This is a genomic window from Streptomyces sp. PL-29, assembly GCF_058344425.1.
On record NZ_CP136996.1, the window covers coordinates 697,641 to 710,352 of the forward strand.

Consider the following 12,712-nt stretch of genomic DNA (forward strand, 5'->3'; position numbering starts at 1 on the left):
CCTGGTGCCCGGGGCCGCCGTGGGCCAGCACGCCCGCCGACCCCGCGACGTCCGGGACAAGGGTCGTCCGGCAGTCCGCAGCCCGCCGGGGACCGGCGGGAGAGCCCTCAGATGAAGCCGAGGGCCGAGGCGCCTCCGAAGCCGCCCAGCAGGATGAACACGGGCATGAGGACCTTCAGCTCCACCCAGCTGCCGGCGCGAAAACGCATCGCCTTCGGCGGGCCGATCGGGTACCAGCGCTTCCCGGCGATCGGCAGGGGCCACAGGACCGGACAGCCGGAGACCGTCAGAGCGTCGCCGATGTCGTGGACCAGGGCGCCGAGCACGATGGGCAGGCCGAGCCAGAGGTACTCCTGTCCCGGCTCGGTGAACAGCCAGTTCGCACCGTTTCCGGGCTGGTCGAGCACCCCGGCCATGATCCACGCGCTGGTCGCGCCGAGTAGCCACACCAGGACGTCGCTGGACATCCGGGCGGCCCGCCACAGGAGGCCCTCGACCGCGAGCACCAGGTGCACGAAGAGCAGCGCCAGCACGCCCCAGCGATCGGCGGTGACGGCGAGCGCGGAGGCTCCGCCGCCGATCAGCACCGCCCACAGCCAGGTGTGCGTCAGGGTGCGGTGGCCACCGGAACGGCGGGCGTCCTTCGTGGAGCGCGTGGCCTTGTAGACGGCGTAGGAGATCTTGTCGACCACCTCGCACAGGCCCTTGGACAACGGGCCGAAGGCACGGGAGATCGTGGCCGACTTGTGGTCGAGATCCGGGGCGAGGGCGGCGCCGGCGCAGATCAGCGCGCCGACGACGAGGACCGGCCAGGGCATGGGGTGGCCGGCGGCCGCAGTGGCCGCGCCCACCCCCAGCCAGGCCGCCGCCCCGGAGAGTGAGTGCGCCGGACCCATCATGGTTGTTCCCCGCCCCGCTGGTGTGTGTCGGGCCCTGTTGACCGGTTCGTTCGGGCCGCATCGACGGCACAGCGTACCGTCGATGATCTTCCTTCTGTCCTCCGGTTCCCTGATCCGGCGGGAAGGCAGGCAAGATGGGGGCGTGACCCTCATTGATCAGCTCCCGCCGACCGCCGACCCCGACGCCCTGTTCGAGGCCTTCTCCTCGTGGGCGGAGGAGCAGGGCATCACCCTGTACCCGGCTCAGGAGGAGGCGCTGATCGAGGTCGTCTCCGGGGCGAACGTGATCCTGTCCACCCCGACCGGATCCGGCAAGAGCCTGGTCGCGGCCGGTGCGCACTTCACCGCACTGGCCCAGGACAAGGTGACCTTCTACACCGCCCCGATCAAGGCGTTGGTGTCGGAGAAGTTCTTCGACCTGTGCAAGCTCTTCGGCACCGAGAACGTCGGCATGCTGACCGGCGACGCCTCGGTCAACGCAGACGCCCCGGTGATCTGCTGCACCGCAGAGGTGCTGGCCTCGATCGCCCTGCGTGACGGCAAGCACGCCGACATCGGCCAGGTCGTGATGGACGAGTTCCACTTCTATGCCGAGCCCGATCGCGGCTGGGCCTGGCAGATCCCGCTGCTGGAGCTGCCGCAGGCGCAGTTCGTCCTGATGTCGGCGACCCTCGGCGACGTCAAGCGCTTCGAGGACGACCTGACCCGGCGCACGGGCCGGCCCACCTCGGTGGTCCGCTCCGCGACCCGTCCGGTGCCGCTGTCGTACGACTACGTCACCACCCCGATCACCGACACGATCACCGAGCTGCTGGAGACCCGGCAGGCACCCGTCTACATCGTGCACTTCACTCAGGCCCAGGCGGTCGAGCGGGCGCAGTCGCTCATGAGCATCAACATGTGCACCCGCGAGGAGAAGGACAAGATCCAGGAGCTGATCGGGAACTTCCGCTTCACCACGAAGTTCGGCCAGAACCTCTCGCGCTACGTGCGGCACGGCATCGGCGTGCACCACGCCGGCATGCTGCCCAAGTACCGGCGCCTGGTGGAGAAGCTCGCGCAGGCCGGCCTGCTGAAGGTCATCTGCGGTACGGACACGCTCGGCGTCGGCGTGAACGTCCCGATCCGCACCGTGCTGTTCACCGCGCTCACCAAGTACGACGGCAACCGGGTCCGCACGCTGCGCGCCCGCGAGTTCCACCAGATCGCCGGACGGGCCGGACGGGCCGGATTCGACACGGCGGGCTACGTGGTCGCCCAGGCGCCCGAACACGTCATCGAGAACGAGAAGGCGCTCGCGAAGGCGGGCGACGACCCGAAGAAGCGCCGCAAGGTGGTCCGCAAGAAGGCGCCCGAGGGGTTCGTCGCCTGGTCGGACACCACCTTCGAAAAGCTCATCGCCGCCGATCCGGAGCCTCTGACCTCGCGCTTCAAGGTCACCAACATCATGCTCCTGTCGGTGATCGCCCGGCCCGGAGACGCCTTCCAGGCGATGCGCCACCTCCTCGAGGACAACCACGAGCCGCGCAAGGCACAGCTGCGGCACATCCGCCGGGCCATCGCGATCTACCGCTCCCTGCTGGACGGCGGCGTGGTGGAGAAGCTCGACACCCCGGACGCGGAGGGCCGCACCATCCGGCTCACCGTCGACCTCCAGCAGGACTTCGCCCTCAACCAGCCGCTGTCCACCTTCGCGCTGGCCTCCTTCGACCTGCTGGACCCGGAGTCCCCCTCCTACGCGCTGGACATGGTGTCCGTCGTGGAGTCCACGCTGGACGACCCACGCCAGATCCTGGCCGCCCAGCAGAACAAGGAGCGCGGCATCGCGGTCGGCCAGATGAAGGCCGACGGGATCGAGTACGAGGAGCGGATGGAGCGGCTCCAGGACGTCACCTATCCCAAGCCGCTGGAAGAACTCCTCTCCCACGCCTACGACGTGTACTCCAAGAGCCACCCGTGGGTGCGCGACCACCCCGTCTCCCCGAAGTCGATCATCCGCGACATGTACGAACGTGCGATGACCTTCACCGAGTTCACCTCCTTCTACGAACTGGCCCGCACCGAGGGCATCGTGCTGCGCTACCTGGCCAGCGCGTTCAAGGCGCTGGACCACACCATCCCCGACGACCTCAAGTCCGAGGACCTCGAGGACCTGATCGCTTGGCTGGGCGAGCTGGTCCGCCAGGTCGATTCGAGCCTGCTCGACGAGTGGGAGCAGCTGGCGAACCCCGAGGTGGAGACGGCGGAACAGGCTCAGGAGAAGGCCGATCAGGTCAAGCCCGTCACCGCGAATGCGCGCGCCTTCCGCGTCCTGGTCCGCAACGCCATGTTCCGCCGCGTCGAGCTGGCCGCCCTCGACCACGTCGACACGCTGGGCGAGCTGGACGCCGGGTCGGGCTGGGACGCCGACGCCTGGGGCGAGGCCATGGACGCGTACTGGGACGAGTACGACGACCTCGGTACCGGCCCCGACGCCCGCGGCCCCAAGCTGCTGCAGATCGAGGAGGACCCCGCGCACGGCCTGTGGCGCGTCCGCCAGACCTTCGCCGACCCCAACGGCGACCATGGCTGGGGCATCAGCGCCGAGGTCGACCTGGCCGCGTCCGACGAGGAGGGCCGGGCGGTCGTCCGGGTGACCTCGGTCGGCGAGCTCGGCGCCCTGTGAAGCGTCCCGGCACGCCGCCGGACCGCCCGGACCCGACAGTGGAGATCCTCTGATGACGAACCCCGCCGAGAGACTGGTCGATCTGCTCGATCTGGAGCAGATCGAGGTCAACATCTTCCGCGGCGCCAGCCCGCAGGAGTCCCTCCAGCGGGTCTTCGGCGGCCAGGTCGCGGGCCAGGCCCTGGTGGCCGCGGGCCGCACCGTGGAGAGCGACCGCCCGGTCCACTCACTGCACGCGTACTTCCTGCGCCCCGGCATTCCCGGGGTGCCGATCGTGTACCAGGTGGAGCGGGTGCGTGACGGGCGGTCCTTCACCACCCGGCGGGTCACCGCGGTCCAGCAGGGCAAGACGATCTTCAATCTCACCGCCTCCTTCCATCACCCGGAGGAGGGCGGCATCGAGCACCAGCTGCCTCCCCACCACTGTCCCCATCCCGACACGCTCCCCAAGGTCGCGGACGAGATCCGCGAGCACCTCGGGGCGCTGCCGGAGGCGCTGGAGCGGATGGCCCGCCGCCAGCCCTTCGACATCCGCTATGTGAGCCGGCTCCGCTGGACTCCGGAGGAGCTCAAGGGTGCCGATCCGCGCAGCGCGGTATGGATGCGCGCCGTGGGCCCGCTGGGCGACGACCCGCTCGTGCACACCTGTGCCCTCACCTACGCCAGTGACATGACCCTCCTCGACGCCGTGCGCATCCCCGTGGAACCCCTCTGGGGCATGCGCGGCTTCGACATGGCCTCGCTCGATCACGCCATGTGGTTCCACCGGCCCTTCCGGGCGGACGAGTGGTTCCTCTACGACCAGGAATCGCCCATCGCACACGGCGGCCGGGGCCTGGCCCGGGGCCGCATCTACGACCTGGAGGGCAGGCTGCTGGTCTCCGTGGTCCAAGAGGGCCTCTTCCGCCCCCATCCCGCCCGGGCGTGACCTCCGGGCCGGCCATCCCTTCCCGTACCGAAGAACTGAGCAGACCCATGCCCACTCCCGCCATGCCGTGCCCCTGCGGGCTGCCCGCCGCCTACGCGGAGTGCTGCGGCCGCTTCCACTCCGGTCAACGGCAGGCGCCCACCGCCGAGCTGCTGATGCGTTCCCGCTTCAGCGCCTTCGCCGTCGGTGACACCGCATACCTGCTCCGCTCCTGGCACCCCTCCACGCGCCCGGCCGTGCTCGACCTCGATCCCGGGCAGCGCTGGGAGCGGCTGGAGATCCTCACCACCGAGCGCGGCGGGATGTTCGAGACGGAGGGCTCTGTGGAGTTCCGCGCGCACTACCGCGAGGGCCGCCACACCGGCTCGCTGCACGAGCACAGCAGCTTCGCCCGCGAGGCGGGGGCCTGGGTCTACGTCGGCCCCCTGTCCCCCGTCGATTTCGACTGACGCCGGGCCGCCGCCAGGGCGACCTCCAGCCTGGTTCGGTACCGGAGAACCTCGTCCGGCGGCCCGGCGCGCAGCAGCCCCTCCGCCACCGCCGCGGCGGCGGGAACCTGTGGGTGACCGTACGGCGGAGGCGGGGCCAGTGCGGCCAGGATGATCCGTTCCGCTGGATCGGGCACGGCTCCGCGCAGGTCGTCCTCGGGAAGTACGCGGGCCAGGACCGCCGCGCGGGCCCATGGATCGGTGGTCCGTCTCAGCAGGAGCCCCACGTGCCGCCCGCGCCAGGTGCGTGGGCGCAGGTCCCCCTTGGCCGCCAGCAGTTCCCGGTCCTCGGCGGATGCCGTCCCGCGCAGCATCCCCGGCCGGTCGTCGGCGAACTCCCTAAGTTCCGAGGCGAGATAGAGCCACACGACCGCGCGGTAGCGGTTGATCCGGTAGCCGACGGGCGTGAGGTGCCCGCAGCGCGCGAGCCGGGTGAACCGGCTCGGGCCGACCCCGAGCACCTCGGCCGCCGCTTGGGCCCCGGCCACCGCCTCGACCCGCCGGCGCAGGGTGTCCGACGGGCCCGCGGCCACGGCCCGTACCCGCGCCAGCTCCGCCCGCGTGAAACGCGCGGCACCGCCGGCCGCCGGCGGCCCGGCCCGTACGATCCCCAGCTGGACGGCCCTGGCCAGCTCACCCCGGGTCAGGCCCAGTTCCCCGGCGGCCCGCGCACTGCCCATCAGCGCCTCCGCGGCGTCGTCGGCCCGGCCCGTGGGCCTGTCTCCCTGGTGCGCGGCCCCATCCTGCGGCGGCGCAGTCACCATCTGTGTCATCACGGTCCTCCCCCACGAACAATGACTACTCTACGTGAGGACCATAACTCACTGTGACGGGATCTCGCGAGGCCTGTGGACAACCTCCGCGGGGCGCCGGCTCAGCCTCCGGTGATGCGCCGCTCCGCCACTCCCAGATGCTCACCCACCCGGTTGACCAGCAGCGTCATCTCGTACGCGACCTGGCCGATGTCCGCCTCGGCCGCACTCAGCACACACAGGGAACTGCCCGCGCCCGCCGCCATGACGAAGAGCGCCCCGTCGTCGTACTCGACCATCGTCTGACGGACCTCGCCGGCCCTGAAGTGCCGTCCCGACCCCTTCGCCAGGCTCTGCAGCCCGGCCGCGACGGCCGCCAGGTGTTCCGCGTCCTCCCTCGGCAGCCCCGCGCTCGCCGCCGTCACCAGGCCGTCATTGGACAGCACCACCGCGTGCCGCACCTGCGGGACCCTGCGTGTCAGGTCGTCCAACAGCCAGTCCAGTTGCTTGTCCAGTGCCATTCCCGGCCCCTCCCCGTTGACGTGGCCCGCTCGGCCGTGCCCCACCCCGCGTACTCGTGCGGCAAGCCTTCCCCACCAGTGCCTTTCCGGCAAGGAGGATGTGCCCATGGCGAAGAAGATGACTCAAGAGGAATGGCGGGCATTTGTTTCCGATTCCGCCCGCACCGGAAAGCTCTGCACCGTCCGCGAGGACGGAAGTCCGCACGTCGCCCCCGTCTGGTTCGTACTCGACGGCGATTCCTTCGTCTTCAACACCGGGAAGGACACCGTCAAGGGACGCAATCTGGCCAGGGACGGCCGCGTCGCGCTCTGCGTGGACGACGAGCGTCCGCCCTTCGCCTACGTCATCCTCCAGGGCCGCGCCGAGATCAGCGACTACGCCGACGCCGCGGACGAGGTGCTCACCTGGGCGACCCGCATCGCCGCCCGCTACATGGGCGAGGCGGACGCCGAGGCGATCGGCCGCCGCAACGGCGTCCCCGGCTCGCTCCTGGTCCGTGTCCCGATCGACCAGGTGATCGCCGAAGCCCGGGTGGCCGACTGACCCACCCCGGTGGCAGGACCTGCTCACACGGAACCGGCCTGCGGCCCCACCGAGTCCAGCAGCCGGGCGGTGTGCACCCGCCCGGCATACTCGACCAGCCGGATCAGCACTTCCTTGCCCGAGTCCCTGTCCCGTGCGTCGCACAGCACCACCGGCGTCCCCTGTTCCAGGTCCAGTGCGCGCGACACGTCGTGCGCCCCGTACCGCCGCGCCTCCGCGAAGCAGTTGACGGCGACCACGAACGGGATGCGCCGGTGCTCGAAGTAGTCGACCGCCGGGAAGCAGTCCTCCAGGCGCCGCGTGTCGGCGAGCACCACCGCGCCGAGCGCCCCCGTGGACAGCTCGTCCCACAGGAACCAGAACCGGTCCTGCCCCGGAGTGCCGAACAGGTAGAGGGACAGACCGGACCGGATGGTGATCCGCCCGAAGTCCATCGCCACGGTCGTGCTCGTCTTCTGCTCGACGCCGCCCGTGTCGTCGACCATTTCTCCGGCCTCGCTGAGCTGTTCCTCGGTGCGCAGTGGCCGGATCTCGCTCACCGCTCCGACGAGCGTGGTCTTGCCCACCCCGAATCCCCCCGCCACGAGGATCTTCAGCGCGAGCGCGGCCAGTTCGGCGTCCTCCTCCACCGTCCCCGGCTCCGCGTCCGGACCGTCGCCGGCAGGTCCGCCGGATCCGGCGGTCAGATTGTCGTGGTGTCCCATCAAAGCGCTCTCAATCCCTCGATGACTTCACGCAGAATCCGCTCGTCCGGCAGCTGGGCGGGCGGCACCGGGCGGCTGACCTTGACGTGCCCGCCCTCCAGCAGGTCCCCGAGGAGCACCCGAACGACTCCCACGGGCAGGTCGGCGTCGGCGGCGAGTTCCGCCACCGACTGGGTCTCGGACCGGCACAGCCCCAGCAGTGCCCGGTGTTCGGGGCCGAGCAGGGACTCGGCCGCCTCGTCCGCGCCACCCTGCGGCTCCACCGCGACCAGGGCGATCAGGTCAAAGCGGACCCCGTGCGGTCCCGGCTTGGTACGCCCCCCGGTCATGGCGTACGGGCGGACGAGCGGGCCCGCTTCGTCGTCGTACCACTGGCCGTTCATGTGCCGGACCGCGCCCTCAGCCGGCGGCCGGCGGCCGCGCCGCGAACCGGGGCGGAGTGCAGAGGTGTTCGCCGACCCGCTTCACCAGCCGGGCCATCTCGTAGGCGATCAGGCCGATGTCGGCGCCGGCGGCGCTGAGCACGGCGAGGCAGGATCCGTCCCCGGCCGCCGCGACGAAGAGGAAACCCTCGTCCATCTCGACCAACGTCTGGCGCACACCCCCGGCCTGGAAGTGCCGTCCCGCGCCCTTGGCCAGGCTGTGGAAGCCGGAGGCCACCGCCGCGAGGTGTTCGGCGTCCTCCCGGCCGAGCGCACTGGAGGCACCCACCGCCAGGCCGTCGTTGGAGAGCACCACGGCGTGCCGGACCTCGATGACCCGGTGCACCAGGTCGTCCAGGAGCCAGTCGAGCTCGCCCGACCTGCGGATGCCGTCGTGGCCGACCCTCTGGTGTTCGATCATCACGCTTCTCCTTCGCTGCCTGCGTGGGGGGAGTTCTCCTCGGAGCCGCGCAGCCATCCCGCCCGGTAGGCCGCCATCCGGTCCCGGACCTCCTGTGGGCTGCGCCCCGGCGCGTCCCCGGCCGGCCGTCCGGCGGCCTGCTCCTCGGGCGCGGGCGCCTCGCGGAGCTGGGGGACGAGGCTGGCCTGGCGTACCCGGCGCGGAAGTTCCGCCACGGAGGCGGAAGGGGATGCGGCGGCCTCCGTACGGAAGCCCGTGCCGACGGCGGCGCGCGGCCGCAGCGGCGCCACCGGCGCCGGGCGCGGTTCGTCCGCCGCTGCCGCGGGTGCCACGTCCCGTGCCGGAATGCCGCGCACGCCGTCCCGTACGCCGCTTCGCGCACGGTCCCGTACGACGGTGACCGCGGCGGGCTGCTGCACGGGCGCGCCCGGTTCCGCGGCCGGTGTGGGCGACGGGAGCGCGGCGCGGTCCCGGGCGCCCGGGGAATCCTCCCGGTGGCCGGGCTGCGGGCCCGCCGCGTCGGCGTCGTCGGTGCCGACCGCGGTCGCGGTGGAGGTCGCGGAGGCGGAGGTGGCGCTCTGGAGCACGGAGGTGGGCAGGAGCACCACGGCGGTGGTGCCGCCGTAGGGCGACGTGCGCAGGTGCACCTTGACGTCGTGGCGGGCCGAGAGCCGGCTGACCACGAAGAGGCCGAGCCGGTCGCTGTCGAAGAGGTCGAGGCCCTCGGACTGCTCGATGCGCCGGTTGGCGTCGGCCAGGGATGCGCGCCCCATGCCCAGTCCGCGGTCCTCGATCTCCAGGACGTAACCGGTGCCGACCGGTTCGCCGGTGACCCGGACCTTGGTGTGCGGAGGAGAGAACTGGGCCGCGTTCTCAATGAGTTCGGCGAGGAGGTGGGTGAGGTCGGCGACGGCCGCGCCGACCACCGCGGCCTCGGCGAGCCCGTGCACCTCGACGCGCGGGTAGTCCTCGATCTCCGAGACGGCGGCCCTGACGACGCTGGTGAGGGGGACCGGCATCCGCCAGGCCCGGCCCGGGGACGCGCCCGAAAGGATGATCAGGCTCTCCGCGTGGCGGCGCATCCTGGTGGTCAGGTGGTCGAGGCGGAAGAGGTCGCCGAGCTCGCTCGGGTCGTCGGCGCGCCGTTCCATCGAATCCAGCAGGATGAGCTGTTTGTGCACGAGGACCTGGCTGCGGCGGGCGAGGTTGACGAAGACCCCGGAGACCCCTCCGGCGAGCTCCGCCCGCTCGACGGCGGCGTTGAGCGCAGCCCGGTGTACGGTACCCAGTGCCTCGCCGACCTGGGTGATCTCGTCGTCGGCGGGCGGGCCGGCCGGGGCCTCGGCGGGCACGTCGACGTGCTCGCCGGCGCGCAGCCGATCCATCGCCTCGGGGAGTTTGCGGTGGGCGATCTCCAGGGCGGCGTTGCGCAGGGAGACCAGTTCGACGACGAGGACCCGGCCGATCCGGACGGAGATGGCGAGCGAGGCCGCGACAGCCAGCAGACCGAGCAGCACGGCGGCGCCCGCGGGGCTGAAGGCCCCCTCCGTGACGGGGTCGGCCCGGTCCGCGGCCGCGGTGTGGGCGGCCTCCTCGATCTCCCGCATCGAGGTGCTGACGCCGCTGTGGGCGGTCTCCCATCCGGCGGGCGCACCCCGGCCGTCCCGGGAGGTTCCGGCGGCGAGCGCCCGGTCCTCGGCGCCGGTCAGTTCGGCGTAGGCGGCGCTCTTGGCGACGGACCGCCAGGCGTCCTGCTGGGCGGCCGGCAGGTCGCGGGTCGCGGCCTCAGTGAGCGCGCGGCGGGACTCGATGGCGCCGGTCAGCTGCCGAAGCGTTTCGGCGCTACGCTGCCCCGGCAGGGCGAGTAGGGCGTCCTCTCGGGACAGGAGTTCCGCGGCCCGGGCGAATTCGAGCAGGACCCGCGCGTCGGGACCCAGCTCGGCGCTCTCGCCCCCGGAGAGGGAGCCGCCCACGGCGAAGGCGGCGTCGACCACCCGGGTGTAGATGGCGAAGGCGGCCTCGGGGGTGGCGCGACGGTCGGTGATGTCCTTACGGGCCGATTCCAGCGCCTCGGCCGCGACCACGAACGCGCCCAGACGGACCACCGTGTCGGGGCGGTAGCCACCGGAATCGGCGACGGTGTGGCGGTCTCCGAGCCGTAGGGCGCGGACGGCGCCGTCGGTGCGGCGGGCCTGCTGGTCCAGTGTGCCCGCGTCGGCCGCGGGATCGGCCAGGAGGCGGACGGCTGCTCGCCGTTCGGCCTGCAACTCGGTGACGGCGGCGGTGACGGGGGCGCGTATCTCGGAGTCGACCCGCTGGACTCGCCCCAGCCGGGCCATGTCCTGGGCGGTGTTGACGGTGGCGAAGGCCCAGAGCGCGAGGAGCGAGACGACCGGCACCATCAACAGGGAGAGGATCTTCGCGCGGACGGTGGCGGGGCGCAGTCGCGGCCGGGGGCCGCGCTCCCGGGGGACGCCGGAGCCGGGCGGGCGGGCGGCGTCCGACGGGCGCGGTCGCTGCTGCACCGGTTCCTGCGCTGGTTCCTGCGGCGGTTCCTGCGCTGGTTCCTCTGCCGGTGGCCCGGCGTGGGCCCGACGGCCCCGTGCCGGGGGCGCTGGCAGCCGCGGCGCCGCTGCGTCCGGTCTTCTGCGGGGTGTTCGCATGGGCTCCTCGTTCCGGGCGGTGCCCAGGGGTGCGGTCGGTCGGTGGGGGGAACCGCCGGTCCGTGGGATCACCGGCGGGACAGGCGGCGGGACGGGCGCGGCGCGCGGTCCCACGGAGGCGGGGGTCAGTGCGCGGCCACGGGCCGCTCCCCCGGGTGCCGGGCCGAGTCGGCGGCGGCCCGCTCGCCGACTCTGGGCGAGAGCGCGACGAAGGCGGCGGTGATGAAGAGGTAGGAGCCCAGTCCGACGGCGAGCGGGAAGACGAACTGCATCGCGTCGGCTCCGGGCAGGGCCTCGTCGGAGGGGCTGACGCTGACCGAGACGGCCGCCATCCCGGTGTAGTGCATGCTGCTGACCGCAGCGCCCATGAGGAGCGAGGCGGCGGCCACGGCCACCGGCGAGCTGATCTTGAGGGCGGCCCAGAGGGCGGCGGTGGCCGCGACCACGGCGATGACGACGGACAGGCAGACCAGGAGCGGGTCGTAGGAGATCTCGCCGTGCAGGCGCAGGGCCGCCATGCCCAGGTAGTGCATGCTGGCGACACCGAGCCCGGTGGTGAGGCCGCCCAGTACGAGGGAGCGGCCGCGCGCCGTGCCGTAGCAGACGGCGAACACGCCGGCGCCGACGACCAGCAGGGCGACGAGCAGGCTCAGGACGGTGAGCGGCACGTTGTAGTGGATCTCCGTGCCGGTGACCTCGAAACCGAGCATCGCGACGAAATGCATGGTCCAGATGCCGGTGGCGATGGCGGAGGCGGCGGTGAGGAGCCAATTGCGGCGGACGGTCCCGGTCGCGGCGAGCGCGCGGACGGTGCAGCGCAGCCCGAGGGCGGCGCCGATCGATGCCATCACGTACGACAGCACGGGTGTCAGCCAGCCGAAGGCGGCATGGTCCAGATGTCCCAGGTGTCCCATGGCCAACGGACGCTAGTCCGGGTGAGGGCGCGAACAGGGGGCGCATTTCGAAAGCAGCTGGAAGTGCTGGAATATGACAGAGCTACGTTCACGTTCGATCACCCCGCGTGCACCTTGCGTACGGGCCGCCGACACCTGGCGGTGCAGCGGTGGGGGATCATGTGCCCATGAGCGAGGACCACACGCACGTGCAGGAGTTCTTCGGGGCCCGGGCCGCCGGCTGGGACCGCAAGTTCCCGGAGGACGGACCCGCCTTCGCCGCCGCCGTGACCGAGTGCGGGCTGCGGCCCGGGGACCGCGTGCTGGACGCGGGCTGCGGCACCGGCCGGGCCCTGGGCGCGCTCCGGGCCGCCGTCGGCCCCGCCGGGACCGTGCTCGGCGTGGACCTGACCCCGCAGATGCTGGCGGCGGCGGTGCGGGCCGGACGCGCGGACGCGGGCGCGCTGCTGCTCGCCGACGTGGCCCGGCTGCCGCTGCGCGACGGATCGCTCGACGCGGTGTTCGCCGCGGGCCTCGTCGCGCACCTTCCCGACCCCGAGGCGAATCTGCGCGAACTGTCTCGGGTGGTGCGCCCCGGTGGCCGGCTCGCGCTCTTCCACCCGATCGGGCGGGCGGCCCTCGCCGCGCGCCAGGGCCGCCGGCTGACCCCGCAGGACCTGCGGGCCGAGCACAACCTCCGCCCTCTCCTGTCGGCCGCGGGCTGGGACCTGGGCTCGTACGCAGACGAGGACCACCGCTTCCTGGCGCTGGCCGTGCGGCGGGCGTGATGCCGGCCCCGCCACGCACCCGCC

Annotated in this window: 13 protein-coding genes; 5 read left to right on the forward strand and 8 right to left on the reverse strand. The window is 72.4% G+C overall.

The window, feature by feature from the left end; all coding sequences use genetic code 11:
- Positions 1-107: 107 nt before the first annotated feature.
- On the reverse strand, positions 108-899 hold the full coding sequence (locus tag R4Z63_RS03175; protein WP_364853309.1) for a metal-dependent hydrolase: 792 nt from the start codon (positions 897-899) through the stop codon (positions 108-110).
- 142 nt (positions 900-1,041) lie between these two features.
- Here R4Z63_RS03175 and R4Z63_RS03180 point away from each other — a divergent pair, with 142 nt between their 5' ends.
- Genes R4Z63_RS03180 through R4Z63_RS03190 form a run of 3 tightly spaced genes read left to right on the forward strand, consistent with a single transcriptional unit; the run spans position 1,042 to position 4,941 of the window.
- A complete protein-coding gene (locus R4Z63_RS03180; RefSeq protein WP_037921670.1) occupies positions 1,042-3,564 on the forward strand; it encodes a DEAD/DEAH box helicase in 2,523 nt (840 codons plus the stop codon).
- 52 nt (positions 3,565-3,616) lie between these two features.
- Entirely contained in the window at positions 3,617-4,492 is an 876-nt protein-coding gene (locus R4Z63_RS03185; protein WP_384452794.1) for an acyl-CoA thioesterase, read from the forward strand.
- Between the two features lie 47 nt (positions 4,493-4,539).
- Complete coding sequence (locus R4Z63_RS03190; RefSeq protein WP_384452791.1) at positions 4,540-4,941, forward strand: YchJ family protein; 402 nt, start codon at positions 4,540-4,542, stop codon at positions 4,939-4,941.
- Here R4Z63_RS03190 and R4Z63_RS03195 read toward each other — a convergent pair.
- Both R4Z63_RS03195 and R4Z63_RS03200 read right to left on the reverse strand, forming a co-directional pair.
- Positions 4,905-5,753, reverse strand: coding sequence for a DUF6397 family protein (locus R4Z63_RS03195; protein ID WP_384452788.1), 849 nt, complete (start codon positions 5,751-5,753; stop codon positions 4,905-4,907). The genes R4Z63_RS03190 and R4Z63_RS03195 overlap by 37 nt on opposite strands.
- 101 nt (positions 5,754-5,854) lie before the next feature.
- Positions 5,855-6,253, reverse strand: coding sequence for a roadblock/LC7 domain-containing protein (locus tag R4Z63_RS03200; protein ID WP_037921662.1), 399 nt, complete (start codon positions 6,251-6,253; stop codon positions 5,855-5,857).
- A gap of 106 nt (positions 6,254-6,359) precedes the next feature.
- On the opposite strand from R4Z63_RS03200, the gene R4Z63_RS03205 reads away from it, so the two are divergent.
- Positions 6,360-6,797 carry a PPOX class F420-dependent oxidoreductase gene (locus R4Z63_RS03205; RefSeq protein WP_384452785.1) on the forward strand — a complete coding sequence of 146 codons (438 nt, stop codon included), beginning with the start codon at positions 6,360-6,362 and terminating at the stop codon, positions 6,795-6,797.
- Between the two features lie 23 nt (positions 6,798-6,820).
- Here the strand turns inward: R4Z63_RS03205 and R4Z63_RS03210 are convergent, their stop codons facing one another.
- The 5 genes from R4Z63_RS03210 to R4Z63_RS03230 all read right to left on the reverse strand — a co-directional run bounded on the left by R4Z63_RS03210 (position 6,821) and on the right by R4Z63_RS03230 (position 11,912).
- Positions 6,821-7,501 carry a GTP-binding protein gene (locus tag R4Z63_RS03210; RefSeq protein WP_384452782.1) on the reverse strand — a complete coding sequence of 227 codons (681 nt, stop codon included), beginning with the start codon at positions 7,499-7,501 and terminating at the stop codon, positions 6,821-6,823.
- Positions 7,501-7,884 carry a DUF742 domain-containing protein gene (locus tag R4Z63_RS03215; RefSeq protein ID WP_384452779.1) on the reverse strand — a complete coding sequence of 128 codons (384 nt, stop codon included), beginning with the start codon at positions 7,882-7,884 and terminating at the stop codon, positions 7,501-7,503. Before R4Z63_RS03215 ends, R4Z63_RS03210 begins: the two co-directional genes overlap by 1 nt.
- A gap of 16 nt (positions 7,885-7,900) precedes the next feature.
- Positions 7,901-8,344: a roadblock/LC7 domain-containing protein gene (locus R4Z63_RS03220; RefSeq protein ID WP_384452776.1), complete on the reverse strand. Its 444-nt coding sequence runs from the start codon at positions 8,342-8,344 to the stop codon at positions 7,901-7,903.
- Positions 8,344-11,007 (reverse strand): sensor histidine kinase, encoded by a 2,664-nt coding sequence (locus R4Z63_RS03225; protein WP_384452773.1) that lies wholly within the window; start codon positions 11,005-11,007, stop codon positions 8,344-8,346. The genes R4Z63_RS03220 and R4Z63_RS03225 overlap by 1 nt, the downstream gene beginning before the upstream one ends.
- A 125-nt stretch (positions 11,008-11,132) precedes the next feature.
- Positions 11,133-11,912: an MHYT domain-containing protein gene (locus R4Z63_RS03230; protein WP_384452831.1), complete on the reverse strand. Its 780-nt coding sequence runs from the start codon at positions 11,910-11,912 to the stop codon at positions 11,133-11,135.
- A 176-nt stretch (positions 11,913-12,088) separates the two neighbouring features.
- On the opposite strand from R4Z63_RS03230, the gene R4Z63_RS03235 reads away from it, so the two are divergent.
- The gene (locus R4Z63_RS03235) at positions 12,089-12,688 is read left to right on the forward strand and encodes a class I SAM-dependent methyltransferase (protein WP_384452770.1); all 600 of its coding nucleotides are present in this window, start codon (positions 12,089-12,091) and stop codon (positions 12,686-12,688) included.
- Positions 12,689-12,712: the final 24 nt, after the last annotated feature.

Bases quoted from the DNA above. Each gene is read 5' to 3' on its own strand.
- R4Z63_RS03190 (WP_384452791.1), top strand. From the start codon at position 4,540: ATGCCCACTCCCGCCATGCCGTGCCCCTGCGGGCTGCCCGCCGCCTAC.
- R4Z63_RS03235 (WP_384452770.1), top strand. From the start codon at position 12,089: ATGAGCGAGGACCACACGCACGTGCAGGAGTTCTTCGGGGCCCGGGCC.
- R4Z63_RS03215 (WP_384452779.1), bottom strand. From the start codon at position 7,884: ATGAACGGCCAGTGGTACGACGACGAAGCGGGCCCGCTCGTCCGCCCG.
- R4Z63_RS03185 (WP_384452794.1), top strand. From the start codon at position 3,617: ATGACGAACCCCGCCGAGAGACTGGTCGATCTGCTCGATCTGGAGCAG.
- R4Z63_RS03225 (WP_384452773.1), bottom strand. From the start codon at position 11,007: ATGCGAACACCCCGCAGAAGACCGGACGCAGCGGCGCCGCGGCTGCCA.
- R4Z63_RS03175 (WP_364853309.1), bottom strand. From the start codon at position 899: ATGATGGGTCCGGCGCACTCACTCTCCGGGGCGGCGGCCTGGCTGGGG.
- R4Z63_RS03205 (WP_384452785.1), top strand. From the start codon at position 6,360: ATGGCGAAGAAGATGACTCAAGAGGAATGGCGGGCATTTGTTTCCGAT.
- R4Z63_RS03210 (WP_384452782.1), bottom strand. From the start codon at position 7,501: ATGGGACACCACGACAATCTGACCGCCGGATCCGGCGGACCTGCCGGC.
- R4Z63_RS03195 (WP_384452788.1), bottom strand. From the start codon at position 5,753: ATGACACAGATGGTGACTGCGCCGCCGCAGGATGGGGCCGCGCACCAG.
- R4Z63_RS03220 (WP_384452776.1), bottom strand. From the start codon at position 8,344: ATGATCGAACACCAGAGGGTCGGCCACGACGGCATCCGCAGGTCGGGC.
- R4Z63_RS03200 (WP_037921662.1), bottom strand. From the start codon at position 6,253: ATGGCACTGGACAAGCAACTGGACTGGCTGTTGGACGACCTGACACGC.